Source organism: Verrucomicrobium sp. BvORR106, from assembly GCF_000739655.1.
Taxonomy (GTDB): Bacteria; Verrucomicrobiota; Verrucomicrobiia; order Verrucomicrobiales; family Verrucomicrobiaceae; genus Verrucomicrobium.
The window spans coordinates 176,369-198,140 of the sequence record NZ_BATR01000164.1; the positions used below are offsets into that span (position 1 = coordinate 176,369).

Here is a 21,772-nt window from a genome sequence, read left to right on the forward strand (position 1 = left end):
TCCCAATATTCATGACTTCATGCCTCCTCGCTGAGAAGATGTCCGGCGACGCCGGCTGGTTGTGCAGGCCAGGGCCAGCAGAATGAGCACAGCCCGGGAGGGCTCGGGCACCACGTAGATGATGCCGTCCGTGAGAAAGAGATCCGTGTTGAAATACCAGCCATTGCCCAGATCCGCCACAGACGACAGGTCGAGATAGTCTGAGACGTTGCCCGTGTTGCTGTCCAGCGTCGTCCAATCCACGAGGTTGAAGACATCGCCCCATTGCACAGCGTATCCGGAGGCCAGTTCCACCTTGATCACGCCTGTCTGCTCCAGATTCAGCGTGCCACTGACCACGATGCTGTCATAGAGCCCGCCTGAAGCTGCTGTCGAGTAGCTCGCTGCGCTCCCTCCCGAAAGGTTGCTCTGGGTGCCGCCCAACTGCAACACCACGCGGGTGGCCCCGGCACTGAGCGTCAGATCGCCATTCACCGTGAGTGTCCCAATGCCCGCTCCCGCATTGGCCACGACATCCGTGCCCACCGTGGCGCCGGGCCGGATGACGCTTGTGCCGCTGATGATAAGACTGCCGGTGACACTCCCAGTGCCACTCAGCGTCTTGTTGGTCAGCGTGTAGTTGCCAGAGGTGCGGCCACTGACGCTGAAGACAGCACCGCTGTCGATCTGGATCCAGGGAGTGCCGTCGATGTTGCCCGTGCCCGAAAGCGCGAGGGTGCCCCCGCTGATGGTGGTCTTGCCCGTGTAGGTGCTGGTGGTCGCGGTGGGCGTTGTGGTGTTGTAAGTATTGGCCAGGGTGAGGGTGCCGCTTCCCGTCTTCACCAGTGCCAGATTCCCGGTGATGCGGCCATAGTAGATCTGCGCCGTGCTCTGATTGATCGTGAGCATGGAGAGGGTGGCACTGTTGGAGTTCGTCACCGCCACCACGTCACTGGCCCCGGCCGGGACCACACTGGCCAGTCCGGCAATGGTCTGGTTGTACCCGGCCAGATCGAATGCGGTGGTCTCCGTGACCGAGTTCGCGGAATAAACCGTCAGCACCGTGGTGGAAGGCAGGCTGTTCGTCGCCCCCAGCTTCAGCGTGCCGCGAATGATCGAGGTCGATCCCGTGTAGGTGTTCGCGCCGCTGACCACCACCGTGCCTCCCGCCCCGCTGGAGGAGAAGGCCACCGAGTTGGCCGCACCATCTCTGATGACGCCACTGAGGGTGAGAGTCCCGTAATTGTTCACGCCGATCCGGGAGTTCGCCGTGCCAATCAAGATGTCTCCCGCCCAGGTTGCCGCAGCCGTGGCGGCGGCACTGGCGCCACCGGTCAGGTTCAGCGCCCCGTAGTTGCTGCCATTGCCGTTGATGGTGAGCGTCTCCCCTTGGACGACAATGCCATCACTCAATCGAAGGATGGCCCCGTCCGCCACCGTGGTGCCGCCATCGGCAGATCCGAGGGCCAGATTGTTCGCCACCACCAGGATCCCCTGGCTCACCGTCGTCTCACCCGTGTAGGTATTGGCTCCGCTCAGAGTCAGTATGCCGGTGCTGGAGGTGCCGCCTGTTTTCTTCAAATCACCCTCGCCAGAAATGATGCCTCCGTAGGTGAGAGTGGCCACTCCCGTACTCAACGTCCCTCCACCCGCAAGGAGCGTGATGCCTCGATTGCTGTTGAGCACCGTGTTCACAGCAATCTGGAGTGTCCCGCCGTTGAAAGTGAGATTCGCAGCCTGCACTGCGATAGGCGCCAGCCCCAGACTGCCATCGCCGGAAATGAGCACGGTGCCGGCATTGAACGTCGTCCCACCGCTATAGGTGTTGTTTGTATTAGCCAGCACCAGGGTGCCGCTCCCGTTCTTGACGAGATTCACCACGCCAGTGCCGTTGTTGGTGATGGCCACATTCACCGTGATGGCATTGGTGGAGGAGTAGTTGTAGAAAATGAGGGTGCCCGCGGCATTGTCCGCCGAGCCTCCCGCCGTGAGGCTTCCCCCATTGTGGGCGGTCGTGCCGATGGTGAGCGCCCCCGCCCCATCCACCAGCATGATGCCTCCCACCTGACCCAGCCTCAAGGTCCCCTGCTGGGCGTCGGAGTTGTCATTGATGTCGACGATGGTGGCGGTGGTGGCCGCAGATACGAGCGTGTTGATGTCCGTCATTCCCGTGGCATCGGCCAGGACCACGCTGCCGCTGGTGCCGCCGTCCACGATCTTGATGTTGGCAGAGGCGCTGTCTGGAATGGGCCCCACTGCCCCCGCTCCGGAGCTGTAGGAGGTCACAGTGGTGTACCCGGTGTAGGCCACGATGTTTCCTGAACCATTCACCGCCGCCCAGTCCGTGCCGTTCACCGTGGCCCATGCGCCCAGGATGCCGGTGGCATCATTCACGCTGCTGGTGGTGATGCCATTGGTGCTGCTTGCCTCCCCCGCCGGGAGGACAAAGTTGACGGTGCCGCCACTGTAAGTGATCGCGCCCAGGGAGAGCAGCAAATCCTGGGGAGTGGTGCTGCTCTTGGTCAGGCTGATGGTCGAACCGCCAACTGACAGGGTGAGCCCGTTGAACCGCTGGCTATTGGCCGCGGTGGTGCCCCCCGCCAGGCTCAGCGTGCCGCCCTTCATGATCAGCGAGGAGCTGTTCGCAGTGTTGTTGATGATGTTGCTGACGGTGGAGGAAAAATTCAGAGCCAGCGTACCGGCGGCGACCGTCGTGCTGCCAGTATAGGTACTGGCCCCGGTCAGTGTCTGCGTCGCGGTCCCAGTCTTGATGAGAGACAACTTGCCGCCCGCGTCTCCGTCTCTCAGAACGCCGCTGAAGGTGTAGCTGCTGCGTGCCTCGAGGGTCAGCGAGGCTGCCGTGATGCTGTTGTTTTCCACATAGTTGTTCGTGGAGCCCGTATTCCCCAGCGTCAATCCCGCCACGGCCACGCTGTTGCCGTTCAGTTGAAGGACCTTCGTGCTGGAGGAAGCCGTCGTGGGACCGAAGGTCACCAGATTGGGGTTTGCGGTATTCAATGCTCCGGCGCTCCCCAGCTTGAGCGTGCCTATAGTGAGGATCACTCCACCGGTGAAGGTGTTGTTGCCACTGAGCACCAGCGTCCCGGCCACCCCGCTGCTGTTGATGGTAAGCGACCGGCTCCCGCCTGATTCGCCAATGTTGCCGGAGATGGTCCCGGTAATGTTGGTGGCGTTGATAGAGATGGCCGCACTGGAACGCAGGGTCAGGCTGCCAGCCAGCGTGCCGGACGCATCAAAGCGAATGGCACCACGGGTGCCGGTGCCAACGCCGATCTCCATAGGCACCGTGATGGTGCCCGTGTCAGACACCGCCAGCGTGACGCGGTCTCCCACGACGATCTTGCTCAGACTGTTGAGTGCCGTTGCATACGCCTGCACAAAGAGACCGTCTGTGGTGTTGTTCACCTGATCCAGCAGCGTCAGGGTACCGGTCCAGGTGTTGGCCCCATAGAGTTGAATGGTCGCCAGCGTCTGGGTAGTGTCCGTACTGACGGTCTTGGCAATCGTGATGTTGTTCCCGGACAACACCGAGTTGAAGAGCAGACGCTTGTTCCCATCCGCCGAGGTGGCCCCATTGCCAATGGAAATCCACGCACCATCTGCCAGCGCAATGGTGCCGCCGGTAAAGGCATAGGCGGCCGTGTTTGTACCGGGATTAAAAAGCAATCCCCCCACCTGAACGGTACCCGAGACCGTCACCGTCTTGGATGCGCTGGTTGGGCCGGTGGTGCCGTTGCCGAACACGGCAATCACGGAAGAACCAGCAGCCCCGGAGGGCCAGGTGGTGTTGCTGGAGCTGGTGGTGTCCAGCCAGTTCGCCCCTCCCGCTGACCATGTGCCACTCCCATCCTGCACGCCTGCCGTGGAGGTGCCCACATCCCAGGTCAGGCTGGACGCCCCCTCGACCACAGGCGCAGCCAGCAGCAGCATCGACAAATATTTCATATAACCCGCATGCAAAAAACGGGCAATGGTCAGTGTGGTCATGGCTGTGCGTTTGGGTTCAGGGGTTCCAGCCGCGCTATCCCATCTAAACCGCGATGCGGCGTCCTGGTTGCGCGTCAAGACTTAGTAAGTTCAAATTACCGCCAGATTAGCAGGCATAGAGATCAGCGAGGCTTTCCATGAACTCATCCAGCTCTTCGCCAGGATCCAGCACCAGGGACTCAATGCTGCTACGGGTAAGAGCAACACCCGTACTGGAGATCAACGAATGGAGCTGGCAGGGATCCACCATTCGGACACGCTCCTCTTCCTGATCATAGACATAGATATCCCCCCCGGACAGGGTGGCCAGGGTCCAGAAACCCAGCACCGCCACACGACTGCCTGGATCGTGCAGGACATTGGCCTCAAGAAAGGCCTCACCTCCCAGGATCATCATCTCCCCCAGATCAAGACTGGCGGAAGGAATGACTCGCTCCACATAGTCCCGCAACTGACCACTTAGCTGCCGCCCCAGGCCATCCAGCCGCTTCACTAGAAGGGGATCTCCGAGGGCCACCTCGGAGAAACCCATCCGCCGGATCAGACGCCGCAGGGATCGTTTCATGGTTGTTTCCCGTATTTCAGGCCCGTGGGACCGGACCGCTTCCTTCTGCGCACCACCATCACTCCCAGGGCAAGAAGGACGAGTCCCGCCCTGGAGGGCTCGGGCACCGCCGACAGAGTGATGACGCCCGTGGTGTAGAGATTGCTGTAGTCCCAGGACAAGCCGGTCCCTGAGAGAGCGGAATCGAGTTCCGTGGTCACGAAGGTGCCGGTCCGCGAGGTGAGCCCCGTCCAGTCGATAAGCTGCCAGGTGTCCCCTATCGCCCAGGTGGTCATGTTGTTCGTCTCGACCTGGAGAGACACGTTCGATCCAATCACCAATGTGCCGGAGACGACCAGAACATCCGACTCCCCGCCCCCGGTGCCCGCGCCATTCACCAGATCCAGCGTGATCACACTGCCCGTCTGGAAGGTCAACGTTCCGGAGCCACTTGCCAGCGTCAACGTGCTGGCCACAGCAGAGCTGAGCGACTCATCCCCTACCGCGAGAGTCCCGCCAATCGTCATGCCAGCAACGCTCGTCACCGTGCCACTGCCCTCCAACCGCGCGCCCGCAGCCAAGGTCAACGAGTTCACGGTCGTGGTACCGCCAAAGTAAGTCGTACCCGCATTCAGCAGCACACTGCCGGAGAAGGACTGAGTGCCAGATACCGCCAGCCGGCCGGATCCGGTCTTCTTGAGCCCATTACCCGTGACGGTGCCCAGCAGGTTCAGCACCCCAGCGGCATTGGCCACATTCACCGTCGCCTGGGAGTTGGCCAGGACCAGGTTCGTGTTCAGAGTCACGGCCCCGGTGCTGGTCACCGACACCGCACTGGCACCGTTTACAGTCAGCTTGTTGTCCAGGTCGTTCAGAGCTGCGGCAGTGGTGTTATTGAACTCCAGACTGCCCACCGCCATATCCGCCCCCAGCCGCATGTCGGTCTGGTTGGTCGCACCGGTGGCGGAGAAGATCACCTTGGTGTTCGCACCCGCCACCTGCCCCGTCGCGCCCGTGCCAGCGCTGTCAGTGGTCCAGTTGCTGGTCGAATTGCCATTGGAAATGGCCCAGACATTCGCCCCACCGCTGTAGCCACCCTTCCAGTAGGCCTCGGTGAGCGCGGCGGCCGTGGCCACATTGAGCCAGACCTCCGTGCTGCTCGATCCCACACCGGTCACGGTGTAGCCAGACATGTTGTAGTAGTTCCCCAGCGCATAGCTGGCCCCACTGAGCCCGCTCGTGGCCGAGATCACCGTGTACTGCCCGGCCGTGTACGTCGCGCCCGCAACGCCAAACACATCCAGCGTCACGGAGCCGGTGGTGCTGGCCGCTCCCTGGACGATGATGCGGTTCCCCAGCTCCACACCAACAGTGGATCCGCTCTCCAGAGTCAGAGTCGCGCCGGACTTCAACGTGAGATTGTTTCCAATAACTCCCGAGGTGTACCGAAAGGATGCTCCGGATTTGACCGTGAGCGAGGCGGTCCCCTGAAGGGCCGTGTTGCTGCGGGCCCAGAGCGTTCCTGCACTGGCCACCGTCGCCCCGGTGTAGCTGTTGGTTCCAGCCAGGTAGAGAGTTCCAGTGCCGGTCTTGGTCAGAGCGGTGGCCCCGCCATTGATCTGGGCCACGTTTTTGAGCGTGCCCGCCAGCAGGTTCACCGCATCAATGTTGTTGGTCGCATCGCCAATGTTGTGCCCGGTCATGTCCAGGGTGCCAACAATGAGGTTGATAGTGGAGGTCGCCGTACCGCCGCCGTCTTTGATGTCCACATTGGTCACCAACTTGCCACCGGTGATGTTCAGAGTGCCGCTGGCAGTTCCTGATCCGGACTGGGAGGCCAGGGTAAATGTTCCTCCCGAATTCACGGTGAAGACACCGTTGCTGATGTTCAGCGTGGCCGTCGCCGCCCCCGTTCCCGCATTGGTCTTGGCCGCCATCACCACGGAGTTCGCGGTGAACGTACCGCCGTCAAAGTACACCGTGCCCGTAGCACCGCCGGCATCCGTGCCATCTCGCTTGCCAATGGTCAAGACACCTGCGGTGACCGTGGCCGTCATGCCCCGCAGATCGAGGATGCCGGTCGGGGTGCTGGCGGTGCCCGTGCCCGCGGTGCTGCCCACGGTGATGGTGGTGGTGCTGCCCGTCTTCCCGCCAATGGTGACGCGACCACCGCTGGCGGAAGCGACCACGGTGCCCAATGCCTTCGACACGCCGATGTTGAGCGTGTCCGTCTTCAGGATGTTGGTTCCTGTGCCGAAGTAGAGGGTGCTCACCGTCCCCGCATTGGACCCCGCACTGCTGCCCACATGGGTGGTGGTGGCCGTGATGGAGTTGTAGGTGTTGGACAGCGTCAACGTGCCGGTTGTGAGTGACCCGTAGCCCAGCCGCAGCTCGTTCACATTCGCCACAAACGATCCCAGCGCCGCGAGGTTGAGCGCGGCCGCATGGGTGGAGCCGGAGTTGATCGTGGCATAGGCAATGCCCAGCTCCAGATTGGCGCTGGTGTTGCTGACCACCAAGGCCCCACCACCGGAGAAGGTGGCATTGGTCGTCATGGCTGCATTGGACGCGCCCGTGCCGAGGTCCAGCCCCGTGGTGCCGGTGATGGAGAGCTTTTGCCCTTTGCCAATCACGACCTCATTGGCCGTGGCGGTGTTGCTGGTGAAGACGAGGCTGTCCACTGTCTGGCTGTAGCTGTTGAGCTCCAGGCGGCCCACCGTGGTGCCCGATCCAATCGTCACCGCCCCGGTGGTGGGAAGGGCATTTGTGGTGCCGATGATCAGCGTTCCCTGGTTGATGGCAGTGGTGCCTGTGTAGGTGCTTTTGCCTGAAAGCGTCTGCGTCCCCGTTCCAGTCTTCACCAGTGAGAGGACGGATCCCGACGTTCCATTTTTCAACACCCCGCTGAAGACGGCGCTGGCCTCATTGCCGGAGCCCACCGTCAGCGTGGCCGCAGCGCTGTTGCTGATCACCACCCCGGAGCCGTTGAGGCCGTCAATCGTTTCATTGAACCCGTAGAGATCCAGCGTTCCTCCGCTGTTCACGATAACGTCGGAGGTGTTGACAATTTGCTCCGAGGCGGAGAGCTGCACCAGGGCCGTGGAGCCCGAAGCATCCCCCACTTCCAAGTTGCCCGACACCGCTGCCAGACCCGCCGTCTTGGCCAGGTACACCGTGCCGCCATACACCTTGAGCGTACCGGTGAAGTCATTGGCCAGGTTCCCGGAGAGGGTCAGCGTGCCGCTTCCGGTCTTGGTGAAGGCGTTGCCCCGCACTCGCGTCAGGTAGAGCTGACCGCCAGAGGCCACACTCACAACGGCCGCCGCGTTGTTGAAGATCACACTCGTATCGAGAGTGACCTGCCCAGCCCCAGAATTGACAGTGATGGCGGCCGCCCGGTTCAGCGTCAGGGAATCATTCAGATCCTGGAGCCACACCGCATCACTGGTGTTGAAGGTCAGCGAGCCGACCTTCATGCTGAACCCGAGCGTCATGGGTGCCGCCTGCTGCACCGCGCCAGTGGCCGAGAAGATGAGCTGCGTGTCCGCCCCAGGGGTCAGCGAGGTGTCGGTGCCCGCGGCATCCGAGGCCCAGTTGCTCTTGGTGCTGCCATCCGTGATGGCCCAGACCGCTCCATCGGAGGCGCTGAAGCCACCCTTCCAATACGCCACGGAAAGCTCGGCTGCCGCCGTCACATCCAGGTAGACCGCCGTACTGGTGACGCCAAGACTGTTGATCTTGAAGTTGGTGATGTTGTAGAGCTTGCCCAGCGTGTAAGTCGCATTGTTCAAGCCGCTGGCCGCCGTGATCACGTTGTACTGCTGCGTCAGGTAGGTGAAGCCCGACACGCCGTTCACGTCCAGGGTGATCGAACCGGTCGTCGTCGCCGCCCCTGTGGAGGCGATCGCGCTACCCAACTCAACCCCCAGCTTGCTTCCGGTGGCGAGACTCAAAGTTCCGACCGTGAGGGTGTTGCCCGTCGCCCCCGTCTGATACTGGAAGGTGGCGCCATTCGCCACACTCAGTGACGAGGTACTGCCCAGCGCGTTCTTGTTGGTTGCCCGCAGGATGCCCGCATTCACCGCGGTGGAACCGGTGTAGCTGTTTACGCCGGAAAGCGTCCATGTCCCGGAGCCGGACTTCACCACATTCACTGAGGCTCCACCAGTGCCATTGATGATGGAACCGCTGATGATGCCCTCGCTGGCACCGAAGAGCTGTAGATACCTGCCGGTGCCCGTAGTGGCACCGCCGGAGATCTGCCCGGTGATGGTGAGTGTGCCGGACTCTGAAGCGAGGTTGTAGTAGCTGCCACCCGTGGTGAACGTGATGGTGCCCGCCCAGACGTTGTTGCCGCTGTAGTTGCTGATAGCAGCCGCGGCAATCCCATCACTCTGCCGGGCCTCCAGGGTGACGTTCTCATTCACCACAATGTCGCCGGCCAGTTCCAGCCGAGAGAGCTGTCCCGTGTTGCCGGAGATCGTGGTCGTGCCCGTGGTGCTGCCCAGCGCCGCACCGTTGGTGATACGCAGGATACTGTTCACGCCGCCGCTCACCACCGTGGCCCCGGTGTAGGTGTTGCTTCCTGACAGGATGACCAGGCCGTCGGTGGACTTGGTCAGGCCAGCGGTGCCAGCCAGCACCACGCTGACCGTGCCGCTCTGCATGAGATAGGTGGAGGTGCTGGTGATGGAGGAGCCAGTGCCAACGATCTGCCCCCCACCCGCAACGGTCACCTGCCCCACCGTGTCTGAATATCCATTCAGATCCCAGACAGCCGTGGAGCCATTCACGGTGACCGCCCCGGTATTGATGACGTTGCTTGCACCGTAAAGAAGTGTTCCCTGCAGGATGCTGGTAAGACCGGTGTAGGTGTTCGCCCCGCTCAATGTCAGCGTACCTGCCCCAGTCTTGGTCAATGCAGTGATCATCGTCCCGGTGGTGGTGCCATTGGAGATCACACCGCTGAAGGTGGAACTCTCTCCCCCTGATCCCACGGTCAGAGTCCCAGTGCCCACCGCATTGCTGGTGACCGAGCCTGCGCCAGCGAGAGCCCCGATGGCTTCGTTGTGCCCATTGAGGTCCAGCTTGCTTCCGGTGTAGATGGTGACATCCACGCCATCTGCAATCTGCTGATCCGCATTCAGCACGACCGAGGCATAGAGCCCCGTTGCGGAAAGCGTGGATTCGCCAATGAACAACTCCGATCCCGACACCGCTGTGACTCCAGCGGTTTTGCCCAAGATCAAAGTCCCTTGCTCGATCTTGGTGGTGCCGACAAATGTGTTCGCCGTGGTGCCGGAAAGCGTCAGAGTGCCCGCGCCGCGTTTGGTGAACGCGTTGCCGCTCAACTCGCCGGAGATGGTCAAGGTGCCGAGCCCCAGCTGGGTGCCGTCCGTCATCCCCACTGTCAGAAGCGGGAGTGCTGACTCCAGCACGACATCGTTATTGAGCGTGAGGCCACCGGTGAGATAGCTCACATAGATCGTGGGCGTGGAGGTGCTGGAGTCCCCACCCGTCAGCGTCAGGGAATAGAGCGAGTCATTCACCACCACGGCACTGGTCCCTGCGCTGCCACTGGCCTGCCCGTCCACTGACAACGTCCGGATGCGCATGTCATAGCCCAGCGTGGTGTTTTGCATGTAGGTGGTGTTGGCCCCATTGGCCGCAAAGATGACGTCCGTGGTCTCTCCTGGCACGATGCCATAAACATACTGTCCCCCACGGTCGAAGGACCAGTTGCTCTGCCCGCCGGTAAGCAGACCGTTCGATACCGCCCACACTGTCTCTTCACCCGTCATGCCCCCCACCCAATACATGGCCGTGAGGTTCTCCGCCCCCACGCTCATGAAGGTGCCCGTGATGGAGGTGCTGGTGGTCGTTACCGAGGTGAGCAGCGCATTGGAGAGACCGTAAAACTTGAGATCATAGGTCGCATTGGTGATGCCACCTGAGCTGGAGGTGAGGAAGGTGTAAGTGCCATCCGGCGACAAACCCACCTTCGCAAACACATTCAGGCGAACCAACCCGGAAGCGGTGAGCGCACTGGTCGCCAGAGTGTCACCGATCCCCACGCCGATCTTGCTTCCGGACACGAGAGTGAGGCTGGCAGCCGTGTTCAGCGTGGCTCCCGTGGTGCCGGGAGTGATGAAATAGAGCCCGGCTCCCGAGGCCACGCTGATGGCGGGACTGGCGCCGAGACCGGCCGCATTGGTGACCACCAGAGTGCCCTCACTAACCTCCACGGTCGAGCCGCTGAGCGTGTTGGTCCCGGTGATGAAAGTCCTCCCGGAGCCAGACTTCTTCACCTTGCCCGAGCCCTCGATCAGATTGGCCACGGTGTAGTCGTCACTCCGGTTGAAAGTGAGGGTCCCCGAGGCACCGACCGTCACCTTCCCGCCGCCCAATGTCCCCGTCGTACCGCCAGTCCCCACCTGAAGCACCCCGGCAGAAATCAATGTGGCCGCCGTGAACGTGTTGGAGCCATCCAGAATGAGCGTGCCCGTGCCTGACTTCGTCCAGGTTCCCACGGTGAGCGCGCCGTTGTAGATCTCCAGCACGTTTTTCAAGGTGCCGCTCTGGGCGGTGAAAGTGTCCACATTGATGTAGCCCGCGGTCAGGTCAAGCGTTCCACCATTGAGGACCAGCGTACTGATGTTATTTCCTGTTGCGCCTTCCGTCAGATTGCCTCCCACCGTGAGGGAGCCGCCGGTGATGTTGAGAGTTGCGTCCGCATAGCCGGAGCCCGGTGTGGCGGAGGTGTGGGTCCCCAGCACGACATCACCGGTAACAGTCGCCGCCCCACCGGAGAGATTGAAGACCCCTTTGCTGTTGGGGTTGCGGGTGTAGATGCCGCTGGTGCTGGTGTTGTTGGCGCTGCTGTCCTGGTTCTCAGCGATCACAATCGTCCCCGCCAACAACGTCCCCCCCTGCATGTTGAGCGTGGCATGGGTGGCCGTCGCATTGGTCCCGGCAGTGTTGGAAGTTGCGGAAGTGGAGCTAATGTCCATGGTCCTCCCGAGCACCACGTTGGTCGCATCGATCGTTCCCGAATTGAACGTCATCGTCCCCAGGCCATAGCCAACCCCGTTGCCGTTATCGGCTGTCTGGGCAAGGCCCAACACCAGATCATTGAGCAGAAAGTCCACCGTGCCGCCCGTGAGGTCCAGAACTCCCGATGGAGACGATGAGCCCCCCTGGACGGAGGCATACACGGTGGTGGCAGCATTGCTCCCAATGATCAGGTTGGCCCGGCCCGTGCCGGCCTGGTCACGAATTTTCAATGTGGGTGAGGTGAGCCCGGTTTGGAACTTCATGGTCGCGCTCGTACGACCGGTCGCCAGCATGATGGTGCCGGCATTGATGACAGTGGTCTGCCCCAGCAGCAAATTGCTCCCCGTGGTCGTGCCTGTTCCAGCAGCACCCCCGATGCGCATGGTGGCGGCCGCAATGGTGCTGGACTTGGCCAGCGAAACCTGAAACGGCCCTTGATCGTTACCCGTCCCCAAGTTGAACTGGCTCACCGTCGCGGAGAAGGTGGACAGGCCCGACATGTCCAACGTCAGCGTATTGGTCGTCGAGCCCACCGAGCTGCTGGTGTTGGCCACGGTGAAGTTGCTGCTCGCAGCATTGATCAACCACGAGCCCGTTCCGGTCACTGTGAGTTTGGTCGTCCCCGTGCCTGCGTACCCCAAGGTAAAGGCTCCGGTCTCAGTCAGGGTCACTCCCGAGTTGATCTGGAGGGTGTGTTGCGTCGTGGTGCTGGTATAGTTGAACGTGAGCGAGGTGATGCTCAGGCTCGTGTCCACGATGCTCGACGTCGTGCCCGCTGCAGCTAGACCAGCGGAACCAAAGGTCACCGCCACCCCTGAGACGGTGGCATCCGTGCTCCAGTTTAGCAGCGTGCTCCAGTTCAAGTTCGTGGCCGATCCTCCGGCATCCCAGGTGGACTGGGCGCGCAGCGTACTCACGCCGCAACTGAGTAGGCAGGCCGTGACAACAGGACACAGCAGTCGATGGATGAGGGGGCGCAACTTCATGTGAAAAGGTGGGAGTCGATGAAACTATCTTTATCGGCGGATGGATGGATGAACGGACTGGCGCGCAGACTATCGGGTAAAGCGACGCACATGCCGGATCCGCCAGGTGTAGAGGGAGTCCAGGGACTTGGCAGTGCTCAGGCTGCCCGCCACCGCCTTGCCGATGTAGTCGTATTCTGTCTTCTTGAGCGAGGCATCGTTGGGGTCGATAGCCCGTTCGACCAGCGCATCCCCCTGCTTCTCCCCAGTGACCAGATCCTTGTCGGGATCGAAGGTGTCCGCCTCACTGGAACGTGCCTTCGTGATGGTCTGGACGAGGAAGTGCACCCGGTAGGTGTTGGAGCGAGTGGTGACCCGTGGGTAGATGTTGGCATACGGACGCTCCATGGTGTTGTCCCCCGTGAGCTGGCGGGTGCCCCAGTAGCTCGACATGGCCGAGCGGATGGCACTGCCTGTGCTACCGTTCACCCCGTCATCCTTGGGCACCAGGAACTGCTCGCACACGTCCCCTGCGTTCATGAAATACTGGCCAGCGTCAAACAGGCTCTCCCACTGGAGGAGCGTCTTGTCGGCATCGATGTAATGCCGCCAGTTGCTGTTCAGCGAGATCTTGGTGTAGTCCTTGTAAGTCTTGCCTGCGCTCGTGGGGATGGCCAGCATCTCCTCGGACTTGAGCACAGCGTGCAGTCCGGTGGCCCGCTTGATATTGGTGAAGGGAACAATGCGGTAGTTGAGGTTCACCTTGCCCGCGGTCGAGAACGGCTCGCTGATCGGATAGGGCTGCACCACTGGCATCCAGAACCAGTCCAACAGAGCATGATCTGGCGGAGCACCGGCCATCGCCCCCTTGGTGCTGTGATCCTTCGCTCCCAGATGCCCGCCCGGGGTGATGTCGGGCCGGAAGAGATAGGTGGTCCACTGGATGCCGGTGGACGGTGCCGATGGCAGAGAGCCAAACATCACCGGCGACGGGAGGAGTTGGTTGGGGGCCGTGGTCTGGTTGGCCGGACGGCTGTTGATGTTGACCCCGTCCCAGGGACTCTGGCTGAAGTATGGAGGAATTGTCCCGTCATACACCCGGGCGCCGTCATCCGGCTTGTTCCAGTAGGCGCCATCCGGGGCGATGCCCGTGCCGTTGTCCCAGTCACGGGTCTCCCAAGGTTTGACGGTGTAGGGGTAGTTCGAGGGAATATTCGCCCGGAACACGGTCGAGTTTCCATTCACCGGGAAATCCGGACGGTAGTCACTCGTGGTGGCAGTGAGGTTGTTGTAGTCCGCATCCGGCACCAGATTGGCTTCCGTGGTGCCATCTCCCCACGTGGGGGAGTACTCCACGCCCGGGAGGAAGAGGGATCCGGCCTTGCCGGTCTTGTGCGGTTTGCCGCCCGCTTTCACAAACGAATGAATCTGCCCTTTCAGCTGAGACGCAGCGAGCTGGGAGGAGCCGATGTTGACCGGATCCCACGCTGGGTGCGGCACAAAGAGCCGCTTGCTGGCATCCACCCCATTCGCGCCCGCGCCTTCACGCAGCCGCTGATAGGCCAGACGATAGTCGCCATGCCGCACCACCCAGGTGCGAACCACATCGCTCGCGTCGATGAGTTCCGGCTTGGCAAAGCGATTGCCGCTGTACTCCCGTGCATTTTTGTACCGCTTGCTGAAGGTGGACGCCAGCTCCAGCGGTTTCGTGGGCACTGGCACCACCATGTTGGCAGGCACCTCAGCCAGTAACCGCCGGCTGGAGTAGTCTCCATTGCGCTGGTTGCCCACCCGGATCTCCAGGCAGCGCTCCGCCAGGGAGGTGGTGCGCACGCTGGACACCGTCATGGACGTCGCCGCGGAGGGAACGAGGAAATAGCCCCGGCTGTACATGGCCGATGAGGTCAGGCTGTCAGAGGCCACGTCCAGATCCGCCACCGCTGCCGCGTCGGAGCCACCATTGGCGTTGCTATCCGCGTACATCCAGTAGCCGCCCGACCCGCCCCAGCCCGCCCACCAGTCCCCTGTGGTGTTGCGGCCCGTCAGCGGGGTTTCCACCGGCTTGATTTTGCTGAGATACTGCAGGTGGGACACATTGTGCAGCAGCGTGCCCCAGAGGCTGCGATAGCCGGTGGACACGTCCCCGTCCCCGTCCTTCTGCACCAGCGGTGGTGTGATGACGGCTCCGCCGGGACCACGGGTGCCGAAGCCCGTGGTCGTGATGCGGAGGTTCTCCAGGGAGGAGACATTGAACGAGGTGCTGGGAGCGATCATCGTGTAGCCCTGTCCGGCGCAGAAGCCTTCAGCCACGATGCCTACCTGGATGGCCTTCTGCCCCGGCTGCAGGTTCAAGAGGGTCACAAGATCCGGGTTGGTCTTGGTGGCCGTCGAACTGGCGGGATTCTCCGCCGCCAGGATGAAAACCAACCCGAACTCTGACACCGTGAACTCGCGACCGATTCCGGTCGTCCAGACGCGGTCATTACCATCGTCATTGGCGTTGCGTTTGAGGATCTTGTTGTCCGTATTGAGCGGCGGGCTGTAGTAGGTCATGTCCACCGCTGCGACCTGCCCTAGCGTATCGGTGCCGATCCAGTTGGCCGATGCCTGGGAATAGGCGTCCACCGGGACCCGTGGGGTCACACTCTTGGTGGAGTGGGTGGAGTCATTTGCGTTGGTCCCACGGATGTACTCCAGCATGGAGACGATTCCGGACCCCACGTTGTAGGGGCTGCTGGTGGGGGAACCGGTCCGGTCGTCGTACTTCTGGGCGAACGACTTGGAATAGCCCTGATTGGGCAGCTTGGCCAGTTCGATGAGATACTGCGCCAGCGAGTTGTTATGGATCATGCCATAGCCAAAGGAGTCCGTGCTCTCGGCATTGTAGTAGTTCGAGAAGTCATCCATGTTCGACGCCGCACTGCTGCGGCGGAAGTGGAAGGGATGGTTGCCCAACGTGCTGGCAAACGCTGAGACGTTGTCGAATGAGGTCCGTTTGTTGTTGGCCGCCTCGGGCCGATAACTCACCGGCCAGATCGACACCCTGGGGAATCCGGCTGCGGTGGTCTCTGGAGAGCGGCTTTCCGCCGTCAGCAGGAAGCGTAGCTTCTTGAGCTTGTCCGCATCGCCCCCCAGCACCCCTTGCACCGAGCGGGTGCTGAAGCTCTGGGCCGTGCTTGTCGTATCCGAGGGGTCATCCAGCAGGAACTCATCCACCGAGGCATAGAGGCGGTCCGTGTCAAAATCCACCGGGCTCGTGCTGGAGGTCAGCAGACCCGCATTGGCATTCACCCTGGGCGTCACCGCATAAAGGTTCTGCAGCTTGGCAGCAGAAGCGGAGTTGGAGGGCAGCAGTCGCTCACCCGGGTAAAAGATGGTGCTCAGACACGTGGTGGCCGGGTGCCCTCCGAAACGCTGCACTTCATTTCGCACCGGTGGATTCTTGGCGAACTCGATCTCGCGGCTCGTCACACAACGTGGCGTGTCCCAGAACATGCCTTCTGAGGCGGTGTTGATGTTCACCTTCCCCGATTCGTCATCCGTCCAGAAGGCCAGACGTCCCACGATGGGATTGGAAGTGCTCGCGACCTTCTGCCCGCTGAAGGGTACAAACTTCGGGCTCGCAGACTGGCTCATCACCCCCAGGCTGCCGTCTTGCAGCACATAGACCCAGCGCACCGGCATGGGCAGACGCTGTGAGGACGCGGTGCCGCCAGGAGCGCGGACTCCGTTGATGGTGGTCTTGCTCACCGCGAGCTTGGAGTCATAGGAAAAACCCTCCGGCGTCGTGCTTCCAGGATACGATGGGGTGGCCATGTCCATCGCCCGTGGGTCCACGATGGGGAACATCAGGTTGCCAGCGACATCCGGTGCAGGCTCATTGAGGTCGGCATAGACTCCCGGCAGCGTGTCCCAGGTGGAGGGCACATCGGATTCCAAATTCAACGCCGCGCCATCGGTGAGACCAGCGGAAGACACCACCATCTCCTGGGCGCTGTAGAGCTTGTAGATCCGGGAGGCCGTGCCCGTGCTGTTGCCATAGGTGCGAATGGCCCCGGGCTGGGAAATCCAGAGCGCACTCGACTCGGTGGTCCCCTGTCGCATCTGGCCGATGGCGGCGTTCACCGCCATGTCCTGGAGCGTGTTCAGGTCATGCACCGCCGCGTGGCTGGAGGAGGACCGCAACTGCACGGTGGACATGTTAAAGAACAGCACCACCACCAGCGTGACCATGCCGACGATGAGCAGCGCAGGCAGCAGCGCGGTGCCACTGGCACCACGGCGGGCGAAATGCAGGGAAGAGGAAACTTTCATGACGATGATCTTGCGAGGTCGGGGAAGGTGGTGTCAGGGGCGGAAGAAGCGCACCCGGGCCGTGGCGGGCTCCAGCTGCATGGTGGCAAAGTTGGAAGGCAAACTGCCCCCGCTGACCTCAGCTTCTTTCACAAGAGTGAGCGTCCATTTCTGGGAAGCACCCAGGCTGCAACGGCCATCCGGCAGGAATCGGAAGCTCACGTAGCTCCGCGTCGCGCCACTGGTGGCCGTCTCCGTCCCCTTCATGAGATCTGCCTGGTTCTCGGAAATCAACGTGGAGTATGTTGCCGAGGGATGGAAAACCAGGCCCTCTGGCAACGTCTCCGGGGCCCCGCTCGGGGTGAACGGCGGCTCATAGTCGGCGGCAGTGGGATCCTTGTAACCGGCGTCGTCCGGATTGATCACCACATCCACCGTACCATACTCCACACTGCGCCAGGACTCCTCGCCCATGTCGTTGGTTACTTTGTAGATACGAAACACCACCTCACGATTCGAAGTCATGGCCACCTGCCGGGCGTGCTCCATGGCGTTGCCAACGGTCTGGATCGCCTCTTTCATGCGCAACGTCGTCATGAGACTGCCAGCCCCGGTCCCGGCCATCGCCAGCATGAGCCCCATCACGGCCACCACGATGAGCATCTCCACCAGCGTGAAGGCACGCCTGCGACGCTCGATGAAACAACAGGACACTGAATAAGGGGATGTGTTCACAGGCAGGGATGGTGTGAAAGGGGCATCAACAATCAGGAACGGTCAGTAGGTGCCGTTCCACCGCGCATTGCGCAGGCGCACCGTGGTGGAAAACACCCGGTAGTTCAGCTTCTGCCCCACCAGCGTGTCTTCCAGCGTGCGGATGTCGTTGTCATACTTGGAGGCATCCAGAAACAACCCATCCAGCCCCAACGAGGGCATGGCAGAACCATTCGTGTCCTGCAGCCTGGTGGCGGAGACATCATCCACCGCCACCAGGGTGAGACGCAGCAGCGGCGGCAGCCGGTGCCGGGTCACCTCCGCCAGGCCGGAAGTGCTGGAGGTGTACTGGTAGCTGCGCGTGTCATACCCGTATGCAGGCGCGAGTGCTTCGGGTTTAAGCGTGGCCCCCGTTGACGTGGTGCTGCCATCCGGCACCATGGGAAAGATCACGCAAGCCACGATGTTCTCCGCCACGGTATGAACGTTGGAGCTGTCTGCCAGGGCCGTGGTGTACCACTCCTGCACCTTCGCCCTCGTCGTCTGCGTGTTCAGCTTGAGGGCGTAGGTCCTCATCATCTCCGCAGGCACCTGCAGCTCCTTCAGCCGGAACCGGTAGCGCGATGCCACCGGGCCGCTGCTGCTGTTCAGGAACGAGGGTCTGAGGGTGTCATCACTGCCGAACTCCAGAAAGTATCCCCAGCTGTTGAGGAGCGTGTCCAGCCCCTTCCACTCCTTCTGCTCACTCAGCCCGTAGGTTCCATGAAAGAACACCGCATGCCCGGTCCGGTTGCCGCTGCCGATGACCGGTGCCGTGCCGGCATTGGCCGGTCCGCTGACAAAGTGCAGGTCTGATTGCAGCTTGTATCCTGTGGGGACCGTGTTCGTGTCGTTGCTCGTATAGACGTAGTCGTAGTACGGATTGATCTCGCAAGCCTCCAGCCGCCGGCACATGGTCTCGAATGCGGCCTGCACTTCACGAAACTGGCCGTTGCGCGCCTCGGCGATACGAAGCTGGCCCAGCGAGGCATTGAGCATCGACGTCGTGGTCATGAGCACCACGGACAGGATCGTCACGCTGAGCAGCAGCTCGATGAGGGTGAATCCCCGGACTCGTGGGCAGCAACGAGGAGCAGCCGGACGCGCCGGCGTGTGGCAGATGAAGGCGGTCATGGCTTAAAGGGTCTTTTCGAGATTCACCAACAAGGAGCGGCTCACCCGCACGCTGCGGGGAAGAGACTTGCCGTTGTCCAGTGCCGCCTCCGCCTGATCCAGGACGGTCTTGCCCTGAGTGCCAGGGCGGGAGGCCACCATCACCACCACCTGCCTCTGCCAGGTGTTCGCCGGCTGGCCTGTCACGGTCCCCAACGTGACCCCGCTGGTCGTGCTCAGGCGCACCCGTGCGGTATAGACGGAGTTCTCCTGCGGAGAGCCGGTGGTCAACTCCATGCCCTGGTCATCCAGGTAGGTATCTTTCTCCTGCCAGTTCTGGAGGAGGGACCAGTCAGCCTGTTGCACCTCGCCGATGAGGCGTGATGCAATCCGGGCGGACACGGTCGTACTGGCGGCCCGCCCGCTGGTTTCAATGGAGGCGGAAAGCAACCCCACCAGCGGTACCATGACCGTGACGAGGATGCCGATGGTGATCACTACCTCCACCAGCGTTGCACCGGCGGCAGATCGGGCATGGGGGTGACGTGTTCTTGTGGTCATGGTCAGCCTGTTAGGATTTTCAGAACGGGCACAGGCCACCGGACAAATCCAGGGACCTGGTGAGGGCTCGTTCAGTTCTATGAAATATTTTCGAATGCCGAAGAGTCCCCCGGATTCGGAGAACTGCAGGGGATGCTATGCGGTCATCAGGAGTCCGGCTCCACGACGCAGATCGCTCGTGGGTTCCTCCTGGTTGCGGCGCGCCTTCCTGCGGGGCATTCTGGCGGCCCCTTCTTCCACGAACGGGCTGGCAAAGTTGTCCGCCTCCCGCAGGCCACCGATCATGCGCCCTTCCAGATGCGCCTGCATGGCATAGATGGATCTTCGGAAAATGTAGCTCTGATTGGCTCCTCCGCGCGGCATGGAGTGCAGCAATGACTCACCCATGAGCAGCTTGCGCAGACGAAGCGCAGGATGATCCAGCGCCAGTCCTGCCCCGGTGCGGATGGCGGCCAGGAACTCACGGCATTTGTCCGAATCCACTTCATGATAAAGCACCGCCGCCGACAGGAAGGAGGCCTGGGAGATGCCTTTCACGCTCTTCTCCCCCATCTGGTCCGTCACCGCTTCAATGGCCTCACGGTGAGTTTCCAGCGCGAGTTTCACCACGCTATCCGGAGGGGCTGTGCCGCTGTTGCTCGCCACCACCCGGCGGGCCAGGCACGTGGCGATCTCCACCCACTTGCGATTCCGCACCTGTCCGGAGAGATAGAGCGCGTCAAAGAGGCTGCGCCTTCTTTGACGGTCCACCTTCTCCTGTGAAGCCGCTGGCAATCCGGTGGTAACGATCATGGGCACGGTACGGCGGGATTTCACGATGGCTGTCAGCCGATGCTGGCCGTCCACCAGTCGGCCTTCACAGTCGAACCCCACGGCGGCAGGCGTCAGGCGCCACTCGTCATTGCGGATCTCCTCCACATACTTCTCCACCACCTGCTCAGAGAGCTTCCTGTTTCTCAAGTTCCGCTCCAGCATGCGACGCGCCATATCCGGGGTGAGTTGCACCGCCACCGATGTGATCCCGGGTATGGTCTCCAGGCAGTCGAGTCCGGTGATCGCGCCCAAGGGAGTGGGGCGGGTGGGCAGCGGGGCCGGGTGGTTGGGTGCAGTCTGCATGACGGTCCTTGGGGTTCCGGTTATGGGTTGAAACTCACGCGCCTCAGGCCCCTGTTTGCAGGGCCTGGAGCACCTCGCGAACACCCTGCACATACATGGCAACTAATGCCATATTCTGATACAAAAGAGTCGTGAGCATGTCGTATCCAACCTTTCTTTCAGGAAAAGTTGCGCAAAATCGTGCTCACCGGGATATTTAGTTTTCCGTAAAAACAAAAGCGGCCCAGCAACCCATCTTGACCATGTAAAGCGTCGCCGAAGCTTCCTTTTACCTAGAACTTTCGATGAAACAACCCAAACACCTTCATCACCCACGGTAATAGGCCCACCCGACTTTGCACATTGTTCTTATACCCCATCAACCACCCCCGACCACCACCCCGGCAAAATGCTTAGCGGGCCTCCCACCGCTTTGGTAGGAGGCCCGCCCGGGAACAAAAAGTGACTCACTGGCGGCGGGAACCCCATCCACCGGACTCGCGATGCCACCAGATCAAATGAAGAAAGTGAGGAACGCGAGCCCCTTGACCAACAGAGCCCAGATAATCCAGAGCTGCGCCTTGCTATACACCCGTTCTCCGCTGGTCTCCCGGGGAAGTTCGGGATCGTGGCCGTAGAGACGCTCACTGTTCTTGATCATGTAAACTCCCGCCGCCAGGGTGAAAAACAGGCCCACACCGGCGATGATCTTGACGGGGAGGAAGGACAAGGCTGCTATCATGGCGAAAAGTGCCACAGGCCCCGGGCATTACCAGATACAGAAGCCTCAGTTTGCGGGGAATACAGACCAGCCCACCTCCGTGCGGCAGATGGCCCAGTTTCCAGGACGGCCAGAGATCCCCATCCCGACGTATTGCTCCATGGACACACCCTCCACCACCCCATGGCCCAGTTTCCCGACGAACAATCTGATGATGGCGAATTCGAACGGCAGGATGATGCCTTCCGTTCTAAAGTGAGCACAGACGGCTCCACGCCCCACCCTGTGGCCCGGGGCCGCTACCACCTGTATGTCTCCCTGGCCTGTCCCTGGGCGCACCGGACCCTCATCGTAAGGCATCTGCTGGGACTGGAGGACGCCTTGGGCGTCACCGTCGTGGACCCGGTGCGGGATGAGCGGGGCTGGGCCTTCCGGGAGGGTCCCGGGCACACGGCCGATCCCGTGAACGACTTCCAGTTTCTCTCCCAGGCCTACACGGCCACTGATCCCGACTTTCACGGCCGGGTGACCGTGCCCGTCCTTTGGGACCGGGAGCTCCGCCAGATCGTGAACAATTCTGAGGACGACATCTGCCGCATGTTTGCCACCGAGTTCCGGGAGTTCCAGCACACCGAGGAGGACCTTTTTCCCGCCGCCGTGGAGCAGGAGCAGAACGCTCTGTCCGAG

9 protein-coding genes and 1 pseudogene are annotated in these 21,772 nt (G+C 61.8%); 1 reads left to right on the forward strand and 9 read right to left on the reverse strand.

Features of this window, described 5'->3' with window-relative positions:
• Positions 1–9 precede the first annotated feature (9 nt).
• The 9 genes from BV106_RS29950 to BV106_RS29990 form a co-directional block, all read right to left on the reverse strand.
• The gene (locus BV106_RS29950; RefSeq protein WP_081892446.1) at positions 10–3,987 is read right to left on the reverse strand and encodes an autotransporter-associated beta strand repeat-containing protein; all 3,978 of its coding nucleotides are present in this window, start codon (positions 3,985–3,987) and stop codon (positions 10–12) included.
• Positions 3,988–4,093: 106 nt separating this feature from the next.
• Positions 4,094–4,552, reverse strand: a complete 459-nt coding sequence (locus BV106_RS29955; RefSeq protein ID WP_038170955.1) for a hypothetical protein — start codon at positions 4,550–4,552, stop codon at positions 4,094–4,096.
• Complete coding sequence (locus BV106_RS29960) at positions 4,549–12,570, reverse strand: autotransporter-associated beta strand repeat-containing protein (protein ID WP_038170957.1); 8,022 nt, start codon at positions 12,568–12,570, stop codon at positions 4,549–4,551. Before BV106_RS29960 ends, BV106_RS29955 begins: the two co-directional genes overlap by 4 nt.
• A 69-nt stretch (positions 12,571–12,639) precedes the next feature.
• A complete protein-coding gene (vccA, locus tag BV106_RS29965; RefSeq protein ID WP_038170959.1) occupies positions 12,640–16,863 on the reverse strand; it encodes a Verru_Chthon cassette protein A in 4,224 nt (1,407 codons plus the stop codon).
• 33 nt (positions 16,864–16,896) lie between these two features.
• Complete coding sequence (gene vccD, locus BV106_RS29970; RefSeq protein WP_265596216.1) at positions 16,897–17,577, reverse strand: Verru_Chthon cassette protein D; 681 nt, start codon at positions 17,575–17,577, stop codon at positions 16,897–16,899.
• A 42-nt stretch (positions 17,578–17,619) separates the two neighbouring features.
• On the reverse strand, positions 17,620–18,729 hold the full coding sequence (gene vccC, locus BV106_RS29975) for a Verru_Chthon cassette protein C (protein WP_038170962.1): 1,110 nt from the start codon (positions 18,727–18,729) through the stop codon (positions 17,620–17,622).
• A gap of 3 nt (positions 18,730–18,732) precedes the next feature.
• Positions 18,733–19,269 (reverse strand): Verru_Chthon cassette protein B, encoded by a 537-nt coding sequence (vccB, locus tag BV106_RS29980; protein ID WP_081892447.1) that lies wholly within the window; start codon positions 19,267–19,269, stop codon positions 18,733–18,735.
• A gap of 135 nt (positions 19,270–19,404) precedes the next feature.
• Complete coding sequence (locus BV106_RS36480; protein ID WP_051946509.1) at positions 19,405–20,385, reverse strand: hypothetical protein; 981 nt, start codon at positions 20,383–20,385, stop codon at positions 19,405–19,407.
• Positions 20,386–20,878: 493 nt separating this feature from the next.
• Positions 20,879–21,106 (reverse strand): hypothetical protein, encoded by a 228-nt coding sequence (locus tag BV106_RS29990; RefSeq protein ID WP_038170965.1) that lies wholly within the window; start codon positions 21,104–21,106, stop codon positions 20,879–20,881.
• Between the two features lie 162 nt (positions 21,107–21,268).
• Here BV106_RS29990 and BV106_RS29995 point away from each other — a divergent pair.
• Positions 21,269–21,772, forward strand: a pseudogene (locus BV106_RS29995) (glutathione S-transferase family protein); the annotation flags it as partial.

Excerpts from the sequence above, each read along its gene's own strand:
- vccA (WP_038170959.1), bottom strand. The coding sequence starts at position 16,863 with ATGAAAGTTTCCTCTTCCCTGCATTTCGCCCGCCGTGGTGCCAGTGGC.
- BV106_RS29955 (WP_038170955.1), bottom strand. The coding sequence starts at position 4,552 with ATGAAACGATCCCTGCGGCGTCTGATCCGGCGGATGGGTTTCTCCGAG.
- BV106_RS29960 (WP_038170957.1), bottom strand. The coding sequence starts at position 12,570 with ATGAAGTTGCGCCCCCTCATCCATCGACTGCTGTGTCCTGTTGTCACG.
- BV106_RS29990 (WP_038170965.1), bottom strand. The coding sequence starts at position 21,106 with ATGATAGCAGCCTTGTCCTTCCTCCCCGTCAAGATCATCGCCGGTGTG.
- BV106_RS29950 (WP_081892446.1), bottom strand. The coding sequence starts at position 3,987 with ATGACCACACTGACCATTGCCCGTTTTTTGCATGCGGGTTATATGAAA.
- vccB (WP_081892447.1), bottom strand. The coding sequence starts at position 19,269 with ATGACCACAAGAACACGTCACCCCCATGCCCGATCTGCCGCCGGTGCA.
- BV106_RS36480 (WP_051946509.1), bottom strand. The coding sequence starts at position 20,385 with ATGCAGACTGCACCCAACCACCCGGCCCCGCTGCCCACCCGCCCCACT.
- vccC (WP_038170962.1), bottom strand. The coding sequence starts at position 18,729 with ATGACCGCCTTCATCTGCCACACGCCGGCGCGTCCGGCTGCTCCTCGT.